Genomic DNA, 17,680 nt, shown 5'->3' on the forward strand with positions numbered 1-17,680 from the left:
GAGACGCCATGACTGCACCGACAGCCGCCACCCCGACGCACTGCCCGTACTGCGCGCTGCAGTGCGCCATGACACTGACGCCGGTCGCGGATGCCGTTCCCGACGTCGAGGGCCGCGCCTTCCCGACCAACCGCGGCGGCCTCTGCAGGAAGGGCTGGACGTCGCCGACCCTCCTCGGCTCGCCCGACCGCATCACGGGACCGCTGATCCGGAACTCCGACGGAGGGTTCAGGGCGGCCGGGTGGGACGAAGCGCTCGACCTGGTGGCCGACAGGCTGCGCGAGACGCGGCTCGAGCACGGGGCCGACGCCGTCGGGGTCTTCGGTGGCGGCGGCCTGACGAACGAGAAGGCGTACATGCTGGGCAAGTTCGCCCGACTGGCGCTCGGCACCAGCCGCATCGACTACAACGGCCGGTTCTGCATGTCATCAGCTGCCGCCGCCGGCATCCGCGCCTTCGGCATCGATCGGGGACTGCCGTTCCCCGTCGAGCACCTGGATGCCGCGGAGACCATCCTGCTGCTCGGCTCGAACGTGGCCGAGACCATGCCGCCGTTCATCGGCCACCTCACGGGTGCGCAGGCCGCCGGGGGTCTCATCGTCGTCGACCCGAGGCGCACTGCAACGGTGCGCCTCACCGATGACGGCCAGGGCATGCACGTGCAGCCGACTCCGGGCTCCGACCTCGTGCTCCTGCTCGGCCTGATCCACATCGTGATCGCGGAGAGACTCTGGGACGAGTCCTACGTCGCCGAGCGCACCACGGGCTTCGGCGAGCTGCGCAGATCGGTGAGCGTGTGGTGGCCGGAGCGCGTGGCCTCGGAGACCGGGGTCCCAGCGCCCCAGCTGCGGGAGATCGCCCGTCGCCTCGCCTCAGGCCGGGGCACCTACATCCTCACGGGCCGAGGAGTCGAGCAGCACGTCGACGGCACGGACACCGCGACGGCGGCCATCAACCTCAGCCTCCTGCTGGGGCTGCCGGGTTCGACGCACTCCGGATACGGCACCCTCACCGGGCAGGGCAACGGCCAGGGCGGCCGCGAGCATGGTCAGAAGGCCGACCAGCTGCCCGGGTACCGCAAGATCGCGGATCCGGCGGCCCGGCGCCATGTCGCCGCCGTCTGGGGGGTGGATCCGACGACCATCCCCGGTCCGGGACTGCCGGCCGTGCAGCTGCTGCAATCGCTCGGACGCCCGGGCGGCATCCGCGCGTTCCTCGTGCACGGCTCGAACGTCGTCGTGTCCGCGCCGAACGCCGCGCAGGTGACAGCCGGCCTCGCCGCACTCGACTTCCTCGTGGTGTGCGACTTCTTCCTCTCCGAGACCGCTGCCCTCGCCGATGTCGTGCTGCCGGTGACCCAGTGGGCGGAGGAGGAGGGCACCGTCACCTCCCTCGAGGGCCGGGTGCTCCGCCGTCGCCGGGCCGTCGCTCCACCGCCCGGCGTGCGCGACGAGTTGTGGGTGTTGCATGAGCTGGCCCGGCGCCTGGATGCTCCCTCGAGGTTCGACGTCGACCCGGAGGCCGTGTTCGAGGAACTGCGGCTCGCCTCCGAGGGCGGTGCGGCCGACTACTCGGGCATCGACTATGCGCTTCTCGACACCGGAGCGGCCGCCTACTGGCCGTATCCGCGCGGATCCGACGGCACGCCCCGCCTCTTCGCCGACAGTTTCGGCCACGCCGACGGCCTGGCGCGCATCGTCGCCGTGTCTCCTGCTCCTCCGGCAGAGGCACTGAACGCCGACGGAGCCTTGACGCTCATCACGGGACGACTGCTCGAGCACTACCAGTCCGGTGCGCAGACTCGCAGGATTCCGGAACTCGCCTCGGCCCAGCCGCACGCCAGGGCGCAGTTGCATCCGGCGACCGCCGCGGCCCTGGGCATCATCGACGACTCCGTGGTCGACATCGTCAACGCGCGCGGTGCCGTGCGCTGTCGGGCGAGGCTCAGCGTCGACATCCGTCAGGACACGATCTTCCTGCCCTTCCACTTCCCGGCGGACGAGTCGGCGAACCTCCTCACGCTCGATGCCGTCGACCCGATCTCGGGCATGCCCGAGTTCAAGAAGAGCGCCGTGCACGTGCGGCCTGTCACGGACGCCATCATGGGTCCCGCCGCCATCGAGGTGGTCGTATGAGAGTCGTCCTGGTCGGCTACGGACCCGTCGGCTCGCGCTTCGTCGACGAGATGCTTCCGGCGGTGCGCGACGGGTCGGTGGCTCTGACCGTCGTCGGTGCCGAGGAAACGGATGCCTACAATCGCGTTCTCGTGGCCGAGCTCGCCGTGGGGCGCACCGATCAGGAGAGCATCATCGTCGCAGATCGGGCCGCGGCTGAGGCAGCCGGCGTGCGGATCATCACGGGAACGATCGCATCGGCCATCGACCGGGCGGCCACCGAGGTGATCCTCGATTCCGGAGAACGCGTCGGCTACGACAGGCTCGTGCTGGCAACCGGCGCCCGCGCCAACATCCCGACCCTCGACGGCGTCGCCAGAGGGCGCCGCGATCTGGCGCATCTGGAGAAATACGGTCCCGCGCTCGTCGGCCGCGATGACGAGCTGCCGCTGGGCATCACCGTGCTGCGCGATGTCGCCGACGCCGAGCGCATCTCGCGAACCGTGCGTGCCGGAGGCCGCATCGTGGTGCTGGGCGCCGGGGTGCTCGGGCTCGAACTGGCGCTCGCGGCGTCGCAGGCCGGCGCGGAGGCCTGCGTCGTGCACCACGGCGACATCCCGATGCCACGCAACCTCGACAAGGGCGGCGGCCGGGTGCTGCAGGCGGCCCTGCGTCGCGCCGGTGTGAGCGTCGTCGAACACAGCAGGGCGGAGGCCGTGAGCTTCTCCGAACACGAGAACGGCGACCGCAGCTTCGATGGCCTCATCACCGCCGACGGCAAGCAGATCCGCGGCGAGCTGCTCGTGCTCTCCTGCGGCGTGGGAGCACGCACGGAACTCGCCACTCTCGCCGGGCTCCGTACGGCGGCCGGCATCGTCGTCGACACCGACCTGCGCAGCTGGAGCGACCCGGCGATCACCGCGATCGGGGACTGCGCCCACGTCGTGCCGCGCAACGCTGCAACGGCGGAGGTCTCGGTGCTTCCCGGTGCTCCGACCGGACTGATCGGTCCGGGCTGGCGTCAGGCGGACTGGCTGGCCGCGCAGCTCCGGGCGGAGGCGTCCGGTTCCCCCCTGACCATCGCAGCCCCAGCCGAGCGCGACGCCCTCGTCATGCTGAAGGCGGAGGGCATCGATGTCGTCGCCATCGGTGACGTGTCTGCTGACCCCTGGGATCCGCAGTACGCCGATGACGTGCTCGACCCTCGGGGCCCGCAGCGCGTCGCCCAATGGGCCGACCCCGAGAACGGCAGCTACGTCAAGCTGGTCACCCGCGGTGGGGTGCTCACGGCCTTCGTCTGCGTCGGCATGCCGCGCACGGCGGCCGAGCTCACGCTGCTCTACGAACGCGGATCGGAGCTTCCGGCCGATCGTTCCGTGCTCCTGCGTTTCGACGGCCCCGACTTCACGCCGGCGAGCGACAGTGACGTCTTCGCGCCGGGCGCGACAGTGTGCTGGTGCAACGGCGTCACCGTGGCCCACATCGCCGACTCTGCCGCCTGCGGCAACACCACCGTCACGTGCATCAGCAAGGACACTCGTGCCGGCACCGGATGCGGGGGCTGCACGGGCCGGATAGCCGAGCTGCTGCGCCACCTCGAGTCGACGGGCGGCGCGGCGGCAGCCGCAGTCTGAGGTCTCCGGCTGCTGGCGCCGACAGCCTCGGCATGGAGGCGTCAGCGACGTGCGGCCGACGGCCACGGCAGCGGCAGCATCCGTGTCGGCGCCGGTGAGTCCTGCGGCGCGACGACGGCGAGTCCCTCGGCGTCGGCGAGTCCGCGCAGCATCGCGGAGCCGCGCCAGGACGTGGCCACGGCCCGGCCGTCGTCGTCGCGGCGGAACGGGATGATGCGGGTGTCGTGCTCGATGGGCTCCACCTCGAGTCCGGGCAGCGGCCCCAGCCCCACGAGGGTGCCCCCGGTCATCCCCGCGGCGATCGCCGGCGCGAAGCTCAGCAGGCACACCAGCGCGGCGAGCGGGTTCCCGGGCAACGCGAGCAGGGGGCGGCCATCGGCCAGCCGGGCCAGCAGCACCGGGTGGCCGGGACGCATCCGCACCCCGTCGACGACGATCACTCCCCCGGCGTCCTCGACGGCGTGACGCACCCAGTCGCCCGAGCCGCGAGACGTTCCGCCCGTCGTGATGACGAGATCAGCCTCGTCGGCCCGCTGCAGGGCGTCGGTGACAGCGGATCGGGAGTCGATCGCGTGGTGACCGGAGTCCAGCGCGTAGCCGAGCGCGGGCAGCAGGCTGGAGAAGACCGGGGTGTAGGCATCGCGTACCTCGCCGCCTCGCGGAGGGCCTGCTGCGATCACCTCGTCGCCCGTCACCACGAGTCTGACGCGGGCGAGCGGATGCACGTCGAGGGAATCGAGCCCCGCGACGGCCGCGAAGGCGAGGTGAGCCGGAGTGAGAACCGTCCCCGCGGTCCACAGCAACTCGCCCGCCGTGATCTCCTCGCCGGCTCTCCGGATGTGGCTGCCGGCCGCAGGCGCGCCGGCAGCTCGACCTGCGGGGTTCAGCGACAGCCGCCCGGCGCCTGTGGCATCGCGCACCGTCGCACCGTGCTCGCTCCGCAGTACGGCTCGCGCGCCTGGCGGCACCACGGCACCCGTCGTCACGGGCCTGGCGACGCCCGGACGGATCCGATCTCCGGGCACGCTCGCACCCATCGGCACGGGGTCGCCGACCCGCCATGGCCCGTCCCCGGAGATGGCCCAGCCGTCCATGGCGCTGACATCGGCGACCGGAAGCGAGACGACGGCGTGGGCGTCAGTCGCCGACGTGAGTCCGGCGGCGGCGCTGATCGCGACCGATCGGGGGGGCAGCATCCGTTCGGCCCCCAGCGAGACGGCGAGATCGCGGGCGGTGTCCCAGCTCGGCGACGGCGACGTCACTCGTCAACGCCCGGACCGGCGAGCTCGGCCAACAGCGTCGCCAGTCGGCGGACCTCGGCGGCGTCGGCACCCGATCGTCCGGCCGCGTAGCCGAGCAGGAACGTCGTCACCGGGGCCGCCGGCCGAGCAACGCCATGGGCGGCATCCCGGGCCAGGTCGAGCAGCACCGGAATCTGCACGTCGAGACCGCCCAGCGACGACCCGTCGGCATTGAGACTGTCGGAGACGCGACGCACCCATTCGTCGAGGCCGTCGGGGGTGTTCGTCATGGTGTGTGCTCCTCGGTCGCCGGTGGCAGGGCGATGCCATGGTACGCGGCATCGTCGGGGGTATCGATGTCGGCCGTCATGCCGGCGGGAAGCGCGATCTCGCGCAGGCTCAGGTCGCGAATGAGCCGGCGCAGCGAAGATCCGTCGAGGGAGTCGGCGTTGGTCCGCACGACGGCTTCCAGACGCTCGGAGTCGTACGCCGCCAGCAGCGGCTGACGGAAGCCGGCGGCATCGACTCCGATCACGCCGTCGCCGCCGGTGTCAGCTGTCGCGACGGCATCGAGCAGCACCGGGACGGCGTCCTCGATGCGGGGCAGGTCGACGGCGATCACCACGACGATCGGGGCGAGCGGATGCGGCAACGCGGCGAGCCCGGCCCCGAGGGCGGCTGCCGGTCCGCCGAACAGAGGATGCTCGCGCGCCACGATCACCCGGGAATCCGGGCGCGGATCGGCCTCGCCCACCCATACGATGGCGCGGGCCGAGCCGACGGCGTCGAGGCTGCGATCGCGGAGGGTGCGCCCGTTCCACACCAGAGCGGGCTTGGACACGCCCCCGAGGCGGTGCGCCCGCCCTCCCGCGACGATCACGGCGTCGAACGCCGGGATGATCGCGGGAACGCGATTCACGCGGAGCGGGTCAGTTCTCGGAGGGAGCGGCGTCGGATGCGGCATCCGGAGCGTCATCGTCGGACGTGACGGCCTGTGCCTCATCGTCGGACGCGGCATCCGGTGCGTCATCGTCGTCGTCGGGGATCTCCTCGAAGAGCCCGATCGGCGGCGTCACCGTGACGACACCCGCAGTGAGGTCGACCGATGGCACGATCGCCGAGACGAAGGGGACCATGACCTCGCCGGTCGCCGTCTTCACGATGATCAGATCCTGGGCGGGAAGGTGGTCGATGCGGGCGACGAGACCGACCTTGACTCCGTCGCGCACGACGTCGAGGCCGACGAGCTGGTGGTCGTACCAGGCGTCCTCTTCACCGGTCAGTTCGGTCGGATCCTGGTCGACCCAGAGGATCGCCTTGGCGAGAGCCTCTGCCGCGGTGCGGTCGGGAACGTCCTTGAAGAACCCGACGGGGTGCTGGTTGTACCAGCGGAGTTCGATGAGCTCGATCGACTTGCCGTGCCACGGGGTTCCCGGAGGCACCTGCAGGCTGAACACGGCGCCCGGAACGAAGCGTCGTTCCGGGGCGTCCGTGTAGAGCTCGAGCTTGATCGCGCCCTTGAGACCGTGCGCCTTCAGGAGGCGACCGACTCTCAGTTGCGTGCGCTTCTGCGCGTCGGCGTTCACCGCGCCGAGTCGGTGTCGACGACGTCGACGCGAACCCGCCGACCGTCAGCGAGGGCGGTGACGAGGGTACGCACCGCCTTCGCGGTACGACCGGCACGACCGATCACGCGGCCGAGGTCCTCGGGGTTCACGCGAACCTCGAGGATCTCGCCACGCGGGGTGTTCTTGGTGAGCACCTGGACGTCATCAGGGTGATCGACGATCCCCTTGACCAGGTGCTCGACGGCGGGAGCGAGCAAGACTAGGCCTGCTCGTCCGTTGCAGCCTCGGCGGCCTCGTCGGCGGGAGCCTCGGCCTTGGCGGCCGGCTTCTCGGCCTTGGGCTTGAGGACCGGCTTCTTCTTCTCGTCGGCGACGAAGGCAGCCTTGGGCTCCTTCACCTTGACGGTGCTCGTGGCATTCTTGTCACCCTTGAAGGTGCCCCAGTCGCCGGTGAGCTTGAGGATGGCGGCGACCTGCTCGGTCGGCTGGGCGCCGACGCTGAGCCAGTACTGCGCACGCTCGGAGTCGACCTCGATGAACGAGGGCTCCTCGGTGGGGTGGTACTTGCCGATCTCCTCGATCACGCGACCGTCGCGCTTGGTGCGCGAGTCGGCGACGACGATGCGGTAGTAGGGTGCGCGGATCTTTCCGAGGCGCTTGAGACGAATCTTGACAGCCACAATTCTCCTGTGTGTTCTATGAGGTTGGGCGAACTGACAGCCGTGAGCGTGGGGTGCACACTCGGCAAAGGTTCAAGGGGAGTTCCAGAGGCCTGATTAGAGGGTCGGGCGGAAAAGGAACTCGATTGACCATTCTCGCAGATTCCGGCCGTAACGGGTAATCGGCGACGGATCCTCAGCCGATCGCCAGTCCGAGCTCGCGTCGCAGCCCTGAGCGACCGGCATCCGTCACCCTGATCGCGCGGCCGTCGGTGCGGCGGATCCAGTCACGCTCGAGGAACGCTGCGGCCAGGGCTGCGCCGACTCCCCCGGCCAGGTGCGAGCGGCGTTCCGTCCAGTCGAGGCAGAGCCGGACGACGGGACGGCGGGCGGAACGGATGCCGGCCACGTCGATTCCGAGGGTCTCGAGCCACGCGGCCCCCGATGCGGTGAGCGCGATCCCGTCCTCGCGGGTGACGCGGCCACGCTGGTCGAGCGCGTCGAGGATCCCGACGCCGAGTCGGCCGGCCAGGTGGTCGTAGCAGGTGCGCGCAGCGGCGAGGTCGGCATCAGCCCGAACAGAGGCGTAGGAGCTCGGCGACGCCGTCGGACGGGTGTTCGAGGACAGGACCTCGACCAGGTGAGCGGCATCAGCACCCGCCAGACGCAGGTAACGATGGCGTCCCTGCCTCTCCTCGGCGAGCAGCCCTCCGCGCACGAGTCGATCAAGGTGCTGGCTCGCCGTCGCCGGGCTCACCCCGGCCAGCCGAGCCAGCTCCCCCGCTGTCCACGCCCGCCCATCGAGGAGCGCCAGGCAGAACGCCGCCCGCGTCGGGTCGCCGAGCAGAGCGGCGAGGGCGGCGACATCAGCGGCGTTCGTCACGGCCTGACCCGCCGCGTCGGCATCCGGGACAGTGCCACCCCGGCGAGGCAGATCACACCGCCGACCACCTGCAATGGAGCGGGGACCTCGGCGAGGAACAGCCACGCGATGCCGATCGTGAGAGGCGGCACGAGGTACGTCGTCACGCCGAGCCTGCCGGCCGGCATGCGGCTGAGGGCGTAGGCCCAGGTCGTGAAGGCGAGAGCCGTGGGCACGGCGCCGAGGTAGGCGACAGCCCACACCGACGCGGCAGGCGCTGCGACGGTCTCGTCGACGAGCTGCACGAGGAACGGCAGGCAGACGAGCGCACCGATGGTGCAGGCGATCCAGGTGACCTGCAGTGCGGGAAGGCGCCGCAGCACGACCTTCTGCAGGATGACGCCGATGGCGTAGCTGGCGGCGGCGAGGAGGCAGAGCGCGATGCCCCACCCGCTGCCGCCTCCAGCACCCCGGCTGCCGACCGAGATGAGCACGACGCCCACGAGGGACACGACAGCACCGCCGATGAGCCACGGCGGGATGCCCTCGTGCAGCAGCGTTCCGGCCAGCACGGCGATGAGGATCGGGCCGACGTTGACCAGCATGGCCGTGGTGCCGGCGTCGAGTTCGAGCTCCGCGGCGTTGAGGGCGATGTTGTAGACGGCGAACCAGGCGATGCCGCAGCCGATGAGCAGCAGCCAGTCCCGAGCGGACGGGCGCACCCAGCCGCGGGTGACGAGCAGCACGGCCCCGAGCACGACGGATCCGACCAGCAGCCGGCCCAGGGTGAGGGCACCCGGCGAGAAGTGCTCTCCGACGGCCCTGATGACGACGAATGCCGAGGCCCATGCGAGCACCGTCACGACGATCGCCAGGAGCGTGAGCGGTGTGGCGCGTGTGCCGGGGATGGCGGTGTCGGTGACCATGGATCGAGCGTATGCCTCCCGCAGTTCGGCGGCGGCCGAAGTGTCATCGCCCTCGTCGCGTCGCGGAACTGCGAGGATGGCAGGCAGGCGGCTCGCCACACCGGTGGCCCGAGGAGAGAACGGCTGACGCGTGCACATCAGTTTCGCCCGATCGGAACGCTCGACCGTCGGCATCGAGTGGGAACTCGCCCTCGTCGACAAGGACAGCGGTGAGCTCACCGGGGTGGCCCCGCAGGTGCTGGAGGCCGTGCGCCCGGACGACGAGGAGCACCACCCGCACATCACGACGGAGCTGCTGCTCAACACCGTCGAGATCGTCTCGGGAGTGCACGACACCGTGGGCGGCGCCGTCGCCCAGATGGGCGAGCTCGTCGATGAGGTGCGGTCGGCTGCCGAGCCGTTCGGCGCCGACCTCATGTGCGCCGGGTCGCACCCGTTCAGCCAGTGGTACGACCAGCAGGTCACCGACAAGGAGCGCTACCACCGCCTCATCGACCGCACCCAGTACTGGGGCCGCAACATGATGATCTGGGGCGTGCACGTCCACGTCGGCATCGAGTCGCGCGACAAGGCCATCCCGATCCTCGGCGCCCTGCTCAGCTACATCCCGCACCTGCAGGCCCTCTCGGCATCGAGCCCGTTCTGGGCCGGCGTCGACACGGGCTACGCCTCGAACCGCGCCCTGATGTTCCAGCAGCTGCCCACGGCGGGTCTCCCGTGGCAGTTCGAGGACTGGGCGGCCTACGAGCAGTTCGTCGACGACATGGTCGTCACCGGCGTCATCGACGACGACAGCGAGGTGCGCACCGACATCCGCCCATCGCCGAAGTGGGGAACCCTCGAGACGCGGGCCTGCGACGGCGTGCCGACGACACTGGAGCTCGGCGCCCTCGCCGCGCTGATCCAGTGCCTCGTCGACTGGATGAGCGAGCGACTGGACAACGGCGAGACCCTCGCCTGGCTGCAGCCCTGGTACACCCGCGAGAACAAGTGGCGGGCAGCGCGATACGGCCTCGACGCCGAGATCATCCTCGATGCCTCCGGCCGCGAGAGGCTGGTGACCGACGACCTGCGCGAACTGGTCGAGGCCCTCATGCCCGTCGCGGAGCGCCTGGACTGCACCGAGGAACTCTCCCAGGTGATCGCGGTGCTCGATGCCGGCGGCAGCTATCAGCGCCAGCTCGCCGTCGCGGAGGCGTCGGGCGGAGACCTGACGAAGGTCGTGGAGCACCTGGTGCGCGAGATGCGCGCCGGGCGGCCGCTGCCGGTCGCCTGACGAGCATCGTCGGGGTCGGTTGCTCAGGCCACCTCTGGCGGCGCGATCGGCGTCTCGCCCTCGTCGTAGACGACCGACGGGCTGCCGATGACGAGGGGGTCGGGAACGCCGACGATGGCGGCGTCCTTGCCCGGGTAGTCGAACCGCGACAGCACCCAGCGCATGGCCTCGATGCGCGCACGTTTCTTGTCGTTGGACTTGACCACCGTCCACGGTGCGTGGGGAGTGTCGGTCGCGGCGAACATCGCCTCCTTCGCCGCCGAGTAGTCGTCCCACTTGTCCAGGCTCGCGAGGTCGGTCGGTGACAGCTTCCATTGCTTGACGGCGTCATCGCTGCGCGAGGCGAACCTCACGCGCTGCTCCTCCCGCCCGACCGAGAACCAGAACTTGATGACGCTCACGTCGCTCTGCACGAGCATCCGTTCGAACTCCGGCGCGGACCGGATGAACTCCGCGTACTCCTTCGGCGTGCAGTAGCCCATCACGTGCTCGACTCCGGCCCGGTTGTACCAGGACCGGTCGAAGAGCACGATCTCGCCGCCGGTCGGGAGGTGCTCGACGTAGCGCTGGAAGTACCACTGGCGCCGTTCGCGCTCGGTCGGCACGGACAGGGCGACGACGCGGGCACCGCGGGGGTTCAAGTGCTCGGTGAAGCGCTTGATCGATCCGCCCTTGCCCGCTGCGTCGCGACCCTCGAACAGGATCACGATCTTCTGATCGGTGTCCTTGACCCACGCCTGCAGCTTCAGCAGCTCGATCTGCAGGCGCCGCTTCTGCTTCTCGTAATCCCGGCGCGACATCTTCTCGCTGTAGGGGTACTGGTGCTGCCAGGCGGCATCCGCCGGAACAGGGAGGCTGATGGCCGGGTCGCTCGTCGTCATTGGATCCATGCTACCGAGGCCGGATGTCAGGACAGTCGCGTTCAGTACGCCGCAGGGGTCTCGGGGATGCTCCGCGTGCGGATGAGCTCCGAGTACCACTTCGCCGAGTCCTTGGGCAGGCGCTCGAGGGTGTCGAAGTCGACCCGCACGATTCCGAACCGCTTCGAGTAGCCGTAGCCCCACTCGAAGTTGTCCATCAGCGACCAGACCTGGTACCCGCGCAGGTCCACACCGCGCTGCATGGCACGGTGGGCGGCGGTGAAGTGGCGGCGGAGGTAGTCGGTGCGATCGATGTCGTGCACGGCCGGACCGTCGTCCTCCTGGGTGACGACGTCGTCGAACGCCGCACCGTTCTCGGTGACCATGAGCGGAAGCTCGGGGAACTCGTCGTGGAGCGAGACCAGCAGCTCCTCGAGTCCAGAGGGATCGATGTTCCAGCCCATCTCCGTGTACGGCCCGTCCTGCGGGAGGAACTCCACGTCTCGCGAGCCCGGCCAGGGCGAACCGCCCATGTCCTTGTGCCCGTCGGCGTTCACGCGCTCGCTCACGCCGTCCCACATCCGTACGGTGACGGTGGAGTAGTAGTTCACGCCCAGAACCGAGATCGGCTGCTTGATGAGCGCCGTGTCGCCCTCCTGCACGAAGGCCCAGTCCGTGACGTCCTTCGTGTCCTCGAGAACGTCGGCCGGGTACTCGCCGTGCAGCAGCGGGCCGAGGAAGACGCGGTTCGCGAGGCCGTCGATGCGTCGGGCGGCCTCGGCTCCGGATTCGCCGACGGGACGGATGACGTGGAGGTTGAGCGTGATCGAGAAGCCGGGGTCGTTCGTGACGACCTCCTGCAGCGCGCGGATCGCGAGACCGTGCGCGAGGTTCAGGTGGTGCACGGCGGCCAGCGCCGATGCGCCGTCCATGATGCCGGGCGCGTGTGCCCCCGAGCCGTAGCCGAGGTACGCGGAGCACCACGGCTCGTTGAGCGTCGTCCACACCTCGATTCGATCGCCGAGTCGCTCGCCCACGATGCGGGCGTAGTCGGCGAAGGCGTACGCCGTTGCTCGGTTGGTCCACCCGCCCTCGTCCTCGAGCGCCTGGGGAAGGTCCCAGTGGTAGAGCGTTGCGATGGGACGGATGCCGCGGCTGATCAGGCCGTCGACGAGGCGCTCGTAGAACGCCAGGCCGGCCTCGTTCGCCTCGCCTCGACCGGTCGGCTGGATGCGCGGCCACGCGATCGAGAACCTGTACGCCTCGAGGCCCAGGCTCTTCATGAGGTCGAGGTCCTCGTCGAGCCGGTGGTAGTGGTCGTCGGCGACGTCGCCGGTGTCGCCGTTCCAGACCTTTCCCGGGGTGTGGCTGAAGGTGTCCCAGATCGACGGGCCGCGGCCGTCCTCGGATGCGGCTCCCTCGATCTGGTAGGACGCTGTCGCTGAGCCGAAGAGGAAGTCGGCTGGGAAGTCGAGGCCGGAGTCGCGGTAGTCGGCGTTGCCCGTGGTCATGAAGGTCACTTTCTGTTCGCACGGCGCGCGGCGCCGCGATTGCTGTCCACTCATAGAACTTACAGCCCGGTAAGCGAACGTTGCTCGGTTTTCAGGAGATCAGTCGTCCGGGGACAGGATGCCGCCCGTGGACGTCAGGGGCGGCGGGGGCAGGTCAGGCGTTCTTGCCGTCGCGCCAGGCGAGCCAGCGGCGCACCGGCTCGATGTCGTAGTCCGGCCCGCTGATGCCGAGGGTGAAGAGCCGCGCGCCGAGCGCGTAGAGCGCCTCGACGTCGGCGTCGCTCTGTCGGCGCAGCTCGATCGAGACCTCGATCTCGCGGGGGTCGCGACCGACGGCGGCGCAGTGCTCGTCGAGCACGCCGAGCTTGTGCTCGAGTGTCGCCGGATCGGAGAAGCTGTGCCAGACGTCAGCGTGCTGGGCGACGATGCGGAGGGTCTTCCTCTCTCCCCCGCCACCGATCAGGATCGGGATGTCGCGAACGGGCGGCGGGTTGAGCTTCGTCCACCGCTCCTCGATCCTGGGCAGGGCCTCCCCGAGCGCCTTGATACGGGTGCCCGGGGTCCCGAACTCGTACCCGTACTCGTCGTAGTCGCGCTCGAACCAGCCGGCGCCGGTGCCGAAGATGAAGCGTCCGTCGCTGATGTTGTCGATGGTGCGGGCCATGTCGGCCTGCAGGTCGGCGTTGCGGTAGCTGTTGCAGTTGACGAGGGCGCCGATCTCGACGCGGCTGGTCTGCTCGGCCCAGGCCGCGAGCATGGTCCACGACTCGTAGTGCTCACCGTCGGCGGGGCCGCTCAGCGGATAGAAGTGGTCCCAGTTGAAGAGGATGTCGACGCCGAGGTCCTCGAGCTCGGAGACAGTGTCACGGATCTTCGCGTAGTGCGCATGCTGCGGCTGCACCTGGACACCGACACGGACGGAACGATCTCTGGCATCTGTGGTCATGTGTCCAGCCTATGGCGGCCCCAGCCCCGGTGCGGGCCGGGAGGCCTGTTTCGAGTGGGTACAGTGTGTTGTCCACCACCAGCAGCGAAGGCCCGACATGAGCAGCGACGACACAGGCGGGAGCCGGCGCACCGACGCGAGTGCACCTGCACCCGGGTACCGCAGGCGCGCCAGAGACCTGAACGAGAAGTTCATCGTGGAGGTCCGCTACGTCGACCCGGGCGACCGGCATGCGCTGATGCGCACGGCCCTGATCCTCGTGATTGTGGGTCTGGCGCTGTTCGTCGCCATCCTGTTGAGCGTGAAGCTGCGCGCGGGAGTCTCGGTGATCGACGAGCCCTTCTCGCAGTGGGCTCAGTCCGGCCGCTCCCCCGTTCTGACGCAGGTGATGATCGTCCTCGCCGTGGCCTTCGGCCCCATCGCCATGCCCATCGTCATCCTCGTCACGACCGTGACCTGGGGCGTTCTGGCCAAGCACGCGTGGCGGCCCCTGCTGCTCGCGGGCGGAATGCTGGTCGGGGTCGTTCTGGCCCAGATCATCGCGCCGCTCGTGCAACGGCCGCGACCGCCGGTCGAGGAGATGCTCTTCGGTCCCGACCACACGTTCTCCTTCCCCTCCGGCCATGTGCTCGGGGCGTCGAACTTCGTGCTGCTCGTGACCTATCTCGTGTTCTCGCGCCGCACCAATCGGGGCTCGACGATCGCGGCGTTCGTGGTCGCCGCAGCCACGATCTCGATCCTCGCGGTCAGTCGCGTCTACCTCGGCTACCACTGGCCGACGGATGCCCTGGGCTCGATCTCGCTGTCCCTGGCGATCCTCGGTGCCGTGATCGCGCTGGACACGCACCGCACGGTGCGCACCCGGAGCGGTGATCCGCAGGAGTCGGTCTCCGGCTAGGCGGGACGTGCCAGTTCCCGCACGCGCGCAGGCAGGCCACGCGTCTGCGCCATTTCCCGGGCGTCCGCGCCAGCCGAACTGGCGCGGGCCCCCGCGAAATGGCGTCGCGTGGCGCCGGGCGTCCCGGCTAGCGCAGGAACTTGGTGAGCGCGGCCATCTCCTCGGCCGTGGGGGCAGCAGCAGGCGTCTTGCCGCCGCCGAGACCGAAGCCCGAGCCTCCGGATGCGGCTGCATCCGTCGACGTCTTCACCCCGGACGCGAGCGCGGCGTTCTCCGCGGCCCGCTTGGCCGGGTTGCCCGACTTCGAGCCCTTCTTCTTGGGCTGCTGCTTGCCGCGGCCACCGGTGAAGCCTGCACCGGGGATGGGACCCATGCCCGGCACATTCGGAACACCGCCCTTGGCCACGGTCTTCATCATCTTCGCCGCCTGCTCGAAGCGGCTGACGAGCTGGTTGACGTCGGTCACCGTCATCCCTGAACCGCGGGCGATGCGGAGGCGCCGCGAGCCGTTCAGGAGCTTCGGGTTCACCCGCTCCTGCTTGGTCATCGACTGGATGATCGCCTCGGTGCGCACGATCTCCTTCTCGTCGAAGTTGTCGAGCTGCTGCTTCATGGCGCCGGCGCCGGGCAGCATGCCCATCATCTTCTTGATCGAGCCCATGTTGCGCAGCTGCTGCATCTGGCTGAGGAAGTCGTCGAGGGTGAAGGTGTCGGTCGCGAACTTCTCGGCGACCTTGCGGGCCTCCTCCTCGTCGAAGGCGCCCTGCGCCTGCTCGATGAGCGTGAGGATGTCACCGAGGTCGAGGATGCGGCTCGCCATGCGGTCGGGGTGGAACGGCTCGAAGTCGTCCAGGCCCTCACCCGTCGAGGCGAAGATGATCGGGCGACCGGTGACGGATGCGACCGAGAGGGCAGCGCCACCGCGCGCGTCGCCGTCGAGCTTGGAGAGCACGACGCCGGTGAAGTCGACGCCGTCCTGGAAGGCCTTCGCCGTCGCGACGGCATCCTGACCGATCATCGCGTCGATGACGAAGAGCACCTCGTCGGGATCGATGGCCTTGCGGATGTCGCCGGCCTGCTTCATGAGCTCGGCGTCGACACCGAGACGACCGGCGGTGTCGACGATGACGGTGTCGTACTGCTTCTGCACGGCGAACTTCACGCCGTCCTTCGCGACCCTCACGGGGTTGCCGACGCCGTTGCCCGGCTCGGGTGCGAACACCGGAACGCCGGCCTGCTCGCCGACGACCTGGAGCTGCGTGACGGCGTTGGGGCGCTGCAGGTCGCTCGCGACCAGGAGCGGCGTGTGGCCGTCCTTCACGAGCCACTTGGCCAGCTTGCCCGCGAGCGTGGTCTTGCCGGCACCCTGGAGGCCGGCCAGCATGATGACCGTCGGCGGCTTCTTCGCGAACTCGAGACGACGCTGCTGGCCGCCGAGGATCTGCACGAGCTCCTCGTTGACGATCTGCACGACCTGCTGGGCCGGGTTCAGCGCCTTGTTGACCTCATCGCCGAGGGCACGCTCGCGCACCTTCCCCGTGAACTCCTTGACCACGTCGAGGGCGACGTCGGCGTCGAGCAGGGCCCTCCGGATCTCGCGGACGGTGCCATCGACGTCGGCCGCCGACAGCTTGCCCTTGGTGCGGAGGTTCTTGAAGGTATCGGCGAGCCGATCAGAGAGGGTTCCGAATGTAGCCATGGTGCAGCCAGTTTACCGGTGCGCCGCGGTGGTCCGGGTCAGGCGTCGACGTCCGTCGAGACCACGTCGCCCTTCATGTCGAAGGAGGCGCTCAGGATACTGTCCGACTCGTCGGGAGCCAGCGCGTACTCGAACACGGCGAACTGCTCCTCGGACCCGGAGTGATGGGGATGGAAGCCCACCCGGAGGAGCTTGAGCGAGCGGAGCACGTCGATCTCGCGGTCACCGGAGTCGTAGTCGAGCGACTCGAGCAGGATCTCGGGGTCGAGCTCGGCGAACTGGGAGGTGAGGTAGAGCATCGCATTGGAGCCCTCCTGCCCCACCTCGGCGACGAAGGCCTCCCGAGCACGCGAATCGAGCTGTTCGAGGGAGTTCACCATGGCGGCGGCCACGTCGAGGGCCTCATCCGTCACCGACTGCTCGTTCGGAGCACGCAGGTCGACGTCGACGTACTGATCGCCCGCGTCCACGCCCTCCGACCAGTGCAGCTCACCGTCATCGCCGTCGAGGAGTCCGAAGAAGTCGTGTTCGATCGACATCAGGCGATCCTTTCGTGTGTGCGGTGCGGCGTCGGGCGGTCGAGCTGAGCCGGACGCTCAGCCGACGAGCTGCTGCGCGAAGACGTGGGGCGTGAATCCGGTGAGGTCGCCGATGCCCTCGCCCTGGCCCACGAGCTTGATGGGGATGCCGGTCTTGTCCTGCACGCTGAGAACGAAGCCTCCCTTGGCCGAGCCGTCGAGCTTGGTGAGCACGAGCCCGGTGACTCCGGCGTGCTCGACGAAGGCCTCGGCCTGGGCGAGCCCGTTCTGGCCTGTGGTGGCGTCGAGCACGAGCAGCACCTCGGCGATGGGGGCCTGCTTCTCGATCACCCGGCGGATCTTGGTGAGCTCGTCCATGAGCCCGCCCTTGGTCTGGAGCCTGCCGGCAGTGTCGATGAGCACGATCTCGAAGCCCTCGAGCTTGGCTCGCTCGATGGTCTGGAAGGCGACGGATGCCGGATCCTGGCCCTGCTGCTGCGGGCGCACGATCGAGGCACCGGCCCGCTCCGCCCAGGTCGCGAGCTGATCGACGGCAGCGGCCCGGAACGTGTCGGCCGCTCCCACGAGCACGCTGCGTCCGTAGTTGCCCAGGAACTTGGCGAACTTGCCGATCGTCGTCGTCTTACCGACGCCGTTCACGCCGACGACGAGCACGACGGCTGGCCGGTCGCTGAGCTTCAACGTCGTGTCGAAGCGCGCGAGCCTCTCCTCGATGCCCTCGCGGAGCATCCGCTGCAGGTCCTTCGGGTCGGTGGTGTTGTAGCGGGCGACCTTCGAACGGAGGTCGGCGACGATCGCCTCGGTGAGGTCGGGACCGAAGTCCGCCGTGATGAGGGCGTCCTCGAGGTCGTCCCAGGTCTCATCGTCGATCGTCTTCTTCGCGAACATGCCGCGGAGGGCGCCGGAGAGCGACCAGGAACTGCGTTCTGCCATGCGTCCAGCGTACTG

The 17,680-nt window shown here is 69.5% G+C and carries 18 protein-coding genes; 4 read left to right on the forward strand and 14 right to left on the reverse strand.

Annotated elements, in window-relative coordinates; all coding sequences use genetic code 11:
• Positions 1–8 precede the first annotated feature (8 nt).
• Positions 9–2,135, forward strand: a complete 2,127-nt coding sequence (locus tag ASC59_RS05370) for a molybdopterin oxidoreductase family protein (protein WP_055819223.1) — start codon at positions 9–11, stop codon at positions 2,133–2,135.
• Positions 2,132–3,748, forward strand: a complete 1,617-nt coding sequence (locus tag ASC59_RS05375; RefSeq protein WP_055819225.1) for an NAD(P)/FAD-dependent oxidoreductase — start codon at positions 2,132–2,134, stop codon at positions 3,746–3,748. The genes ASC59_RS05370 and ASC59_RS05375 overlap by 4 nt, the downstream gene beginning before the upstream one ends.
• 41 nt (positions 3,749–3,789) lie before the next feature.
• Here ASC59_RS05375 and ASC59_RS05380 read toward each other — a convergent pair whose 3' ends face one another.
• The 8 genes from ASC59_RS05380 to ASC59_RS05415 all read right to left on the reverse strand — a co-directional run bounded on the left by ASC59_RS05380 (position 3,790) and on the right by ASC59_RS05415 (position 9,003).
• Positions 3,790–5,010 carry a molybdopterin molybdotransferase MoeA gene (locus tag ASC59_RS05380; protein ID WP_055819228.1) on the reverse strand — a complete coding sequence of 407 codons (1,221 nt, stop codon included), beginning with the start codon at positions 5,008–5,010 and terminating at the stop codon, positions 3,790–3,792.
• Complete coding sequence (locus tag ASC59_RS17455) at positions 5,007–5,279, reverse strand: DUF6457 domain-containing protein (RefSeq protein WP_055819231.1); 273 nt, start codon at positions 5,277–5,279, stop codon at positions 5,007–5,009. Before ASC59_RS17455 ends, ASC59_RS05380 begins: the two co-directional genes overlap by 4 nt.
• Entirely contained in the window at positions 5,276–5,908 is a 633-nt protein-coding gene (mobA, locus tag ASC59_RS05390) for a molybdenum cofactor guanylyltransferase (RefSeq protein ID WP_162243174.1), read from the reverse strand. Before mobA ends, ASC59_RS17455 begins: the two co-directional genes overlap by 4 nt.
• A 10-nt stretch (positions 5,909–5,918) precedes the next feature.
• The gene (gene rimM / locus ASC59_RS05395) at positions 5,919–6,575 is read right to left on the reverse strand and encodes a ribosome maturation factor RimM (RefSeq protein WP_055819236.1); all 657 of its coding nucleotides are present in this window, start codon (positions 6,573–6,575) and stop codon (positions 5,919–5,921) included.
• Entirely contained in the window at positions 6,572–6,814 is a 243-nt protein-coding gene (locus tag ASC59_RS05400) for an RNA-binding protein (RefSeq protein WP_055819239.1), read from the reverse strand. Before ASC59_RS05400 ends, rimM begins: the two co-directional genes overlap by 4 nt.
• A gap of 2 nt (positions 6,815–6,816) precedes the next feature.
• Positions 6,817–7,236: a 30S ribosomal protein S16 gene (gene rpsP, locus ASC59_RS05405; protein ID WP_055819242.1), complete on the reverse strand. Its 420-nt coding sequence runs from the start codon at positions 7,234–7,236 to the stop codon at positions 6,817–6,819.
• Between the two features lie 175 nt (positions 7,237–7,411).
• Complete coding sequence (locus ASC59_RS05410; RefSeq protein ID WP_055819245.1) at positions 7,412–8,098, reverse strand: ArsR/SmtB family transcription factor; 687 nt, start codon at positions 8,096–8,098, stop codon at positions 7,412–7,414.
• Positions 8,095–9,003, reverse strand: coding sequence for a DMT family transporter (locus ASC59_RS05415; RefSeq protein ID WP_055822874.1), 909 nt, complete (start codon positions 9,001–9,003; stop codon positions 8,095–8,097). Before ASC59_RS05415 ends, ASC59_RS05410 begins: the two co-directional genes overlap by 4 nt.
• Before the next feature lie 130 nt (positions 9,004–9,133).
• Between ASC59_RS05415 and ASC59_RS05420 the strand changes: the two genes are divergently transcribed.
• On the forward strand, positions 9,134–10,279 hold the full coding sequence (locus ASC59_RS05420) for a glutamate--cysteine ligase (RefSeq protein ID WP_055819248.1): 1,146 nt from the start codon (positions 9,134–9,136) through the stop codon (positions 10,277–10,279).
• Positions 10,280–10,302: 23 nt separating this feature from the next.
• Here the strand turns inward: ASC59_RS05420 and ppk2 are convergent, their stop codons facing one another.
• From ppk2 to ASC59_RS05435, 3 genes are all read right to left on the reverse strand, one after another.
• Entirely contained in the window at positions 10,303–11,169 is an 867-nt protein-coding gene (gene ppk2, locus ASC59_RS05425) for a polyphosphate kinase 2 (RefSeq protein ID WP_082513413.1), read from the reverse strand.
• A gap of 32 nt (positions 11,170–11,201) precedes the next feature.
• Positions 11,202–12,650 carry a GH1 family beta-glucosidase gene (locus ASC59_RS05430; RefSeq protein WP_055822878.1) on the reverse strand — a complete coding sequence of 483 codons (1,449 nt, stop codon included), beginning with the start codon at positions 12,648–12,650 and terminating at the stop codon, positions 11,202–11,204.
• Between the two features lie 154 nt (positions 12,651–12,804).
• Positions 12,805–13,596: an LLM class F420-dependent oxidoreductase gene (locus ASC59_RS05435; RefSeq protein ID WP_055819251.1), complete on the reverse strand. Its 792-nt coding sequence runs from the start codon at positions 13,594–13,596 to the stop codon at positions 12,805–12,807.
• Positions 13,597–13,693: 97 nt separating this feature from the next.
• Between ASC59_RS05435 and ASC59_RS05440 the strand changes: the two genes are divergently transcribed.
• Positions 13,694–14,494, forward strand: a complete 801-nt coding sequence (locus ASC59_RS05440) for a phosphatase PAP2 family protein (RefSeq protein WP_055819254.1) — start codon at positions 13,694–13,696, stop codon at positions 14,492–14,494.
• Positions 14,495–14,621: 127 nt separating this feature from the next.
• Here ASC59_RS05440 and ffh read toward each other — a convergent pair whose 3' ends face one another.
• Genes ffh through ftsY form a run of 3 tightly spaced genes read right to left on the reverse strand, consistent with a single transcriptional unit; the run spans position 14,622 to position 17,665 of the window.
• Positions 14,622–16,193, reverse strand: a complete 1,572-nt coding sequence (gene ffh / locus ASC59_RS05445) for a signal recognition particle protein (protein ID WP_055819257.1) — start codon at positions 16,191–16,193, stop codon at positions 14,622–14,624.
• Positions 16,194–16,231: 38 nt separating this feature from the next.
• Complete coding sequence (locus ASC59_RS05450) at positions 16,232–16,732, reverse strand: DUF2004 domain-containing protein (protein ID WP_055819260.1); 501 nt, start codon at positions 16,730–16,732, stop codon at positions 16,232–16,234.
• 57 nt (positions 16,733–16,789) lie between these two features.
• Positions 16,790–17,665, reverse strand: coding sequence for a signal recognition particle-docking protein FtsY (ftsY, locus tag ASC59_RS05455; RefSeq protein WP_055819263.1), 876 nt, complete (start codon positions 17,663–17,665; stop codon positions 16,790–16,792).
• Positions 17,666–17,680 lie beyond the last annotated feature (15 nt).

The organism is Leifsonia sp. Root1293 (genome assembly GCF_001425325.1).
In the GTDB taxonomy this organism is placed as follows: domain Bacteria; phylum Actinomycetota; class Actinomycetes; order Actinomycetales; family Microbacteriaceae; genus Orlajensenia.

Bases quoted from the DNA above. Each gene is read 5' to 3' on its own strand.
- ASC59_RS05370 (WP_055819223.1), top strand. From the start codon at position 9: ATGACTGCACCGACAGCCGCCACCCCGACGCACTGCCCGTACTGCGCG.
- ASC59_RS05375 (WP_055819225.1), top strand. From the start codon at position 2,132: ATGAGAGTCGTCCTGGTCGGCTACGGACCCGTCGGCTCGCGCTTCGTC.
- ASC59_RS17455 (WP_055819231.1), bottom strand. From the start codon at position 5,279: ATGACGAACACCCCCGACGGCCTCGACGAATGGGTGCGTCGCGTCTCC.
- ASC59_RS05415 (WP_055822874.1), bottom strand. From the start codon at position 9,003: ATGGTCACCGACACCGCCATCCCCGGCACACGCGCCACACCGCTCACG.
- ppk2 (WP_082513413.1), bottom strand. From the start codon at position 11,169: ATGGATCCAATGACGACGAGCGACCCGGCCATCAGCCTCCCTGTTCCG.
- ASC59_RS05430 (WP_055822878.1), bottom strand. From the start codon at position 12,650: ATGACCACGGGCAACGCCGACTACCGCGACTCCGGCCTCGACTTCCCA.
- ASC59_RS05435 (WP_055819251.1), bottom strand. From the start codon at position 13,596: ATGACCACAGATGCCAGAGATCGTTCCGTCCGTGTCGGTGTCCAGGTG.
- ASC59_RS05440 (WP_055819254.1), top strand. From the start codon at position 13,694: ATGAGCAGCGACGACACAGGCGGGAGCCGGCGCACCGACGCGAGTGCA.
- ffh (WP_055819257.1), bottom strand. From the start codon at position 16,193: ATGGCTACATTCGGAACCCTCTCTGATCGGCTCGCCGATACCTTCAAG.
- ASC59_RS05450 (WP_055819260.1), bottom strand. From the start codon at position 16,732: ATGTCGATCGAACACGACTTCTTCGGACTCCTCGACGGCGATGACGGT.
- ftsY (WP_055819263.1), bottom strand. From the start codon at position 17,665: ATGGCAGAACGCAGTTCCTGGTCGCTCTCCGGCGCCCTCCGCGGCATG.